Here is a 1,169-nt window from a genome sequence, read left to right as displayed (position 1 = left end):
ATATCGAATTGAGCGATAGCCAGCTGGAAACGCTGGGCTGTGCCAGCGATGCGACGTTGGCAATCAAAAGTTTGGCTGCAGCGATCCCACCTCATTTGAGTGCGGAGCAGCGGTTTCAGGTGTGTTACGCGGCCATGCTCGATGCGACGCAGCGCGGATTGTTCCTCGATGCCGATCGGCAGGCGTACACGCTCAGCAAGGTGTACGAGGCCTGCGCCACTCATTCTGACAACAGGAGTTAATCAGCATGTTCATACCTATACGTGGCGATGGGGGGCTCGTCGTGCTCAGCGCTCTTCTAGCGATAATATTCCCGCAGAGCGCGCCGGGTGGAACTCTCCAAGCCATCAATCACACCCATTGGGCGATAAATCGATTTGCCGTTGATGGCCAGTCGGGGCTGGACATCATCGGACCCTACCAGGGCGGTGGCGGTGGTTGTTGTTTTGCGGCGCCTACGCGCTGGAAGCCGGGGATGACTGTGCGGGTTGAGTGGGAGACGGGGGTGGCCTATTCCTTTGATTTTCCCGGCTATGCAGATCGAGAAAAGTATATGGCCTGGGTTGAGAACCTTGAGGCTCAAAAACGCCAACACACCCAATTAGTCCCCATCCCCGACTACACCGGCCAAAAAGTCTGCGGCCTCACTGTGCACTTCCTCCCCTGCGATGAGCTCCAGGTCACGACCTCCTGCTACGCCTATGGCAGCCCCGAATACCCGATCAAGACCCCGTTGAATTTGCCGGAGCCACAATCATGTCCGAAATAAATCACGCCAATATCTGCTATCCACCGCCATTTCCTGAGCAGGGGCGGTTGCCTGAGAATGCGCACCAGGTTCATCGCAACCTCCGACGTCAGGACCAACTGGGGCACGACTATCATGATGCCCTCAGCGTTGCGGCGGGGCGCCGGGTGATGCCGCCGTGCTGCAAGACCCTGCATATCAGCCTGTTCTTCGACGGGACGGGCAACAACCTCAACCACGATCTGTACCTAGCGAACCCTACCCATCCCACGAATATTGCCCGGCTGTTTCGCGCCAGTATCGGTACCGGTCATGCCGGTGGCACGGGGCATGCCGGCAGCACGGCCCGAGGTCTTCTCGACACTTCGGTGCTCGGCAATGCCGACTATTTCAAGTACTACATGCCCGGCGTCGGCACCCC

The 1,169-nt window shown here is 58.5% G+C and carries 2 protein-coding genes and 1 pseudogene; all 3 read left to right on the top strand.

What is annotated here, in order from left to right; translation table 11 throughout:
• On the top strand, positions 1-242 hold a 242-nt coding region (locus NR126_RS28345; protein ID WP_256832476.1), incomplete at its 5' end, for a hypothetical protein.
• Between the two features lie 5 nt (positions 243-247).
• Entirely contained in the window at positions 248-769 is a 522-nt protein-coding gene (locus NR126_RS28340; RefSeq protein WP_256832475.1) for a DUF3304 domain-containing protein, read from the top strand.
• Positions 757-1,169, top strand: a pseudogene (locus NR126_RS28335) (DUF2235 domain-containing protein); the annotation flags it as partial. The gene NR126_RS28340 and the pseudogene NR126_RS28335, both read left to right, overlap by 13 nt.

The organism is Pseudomonas sp. Pse1 (assembly GCF_024519635.1).
Taxonomy (GTDB): Bacteria; Pseudomonadota; Gammaproteobacteria; order Pseudomonadales; family Pseudomonadaceae; genus Aquipseudomonas.
The sequence above is the reverse complement of the archived record's forward strand: the minus strand, read 5'-3'. Positions and strand labels throughout refer to the sequence as shown.

Excerpts from the sequence above, each read along its gene's own strand:
- NR126_RS28340 (WP_256832475.1), top strand. The coding sequence starts at position 248 with ATGTTCATACCTATACGTGGCGATGGGGGGCTCGTCGTGCTCAGCGCT.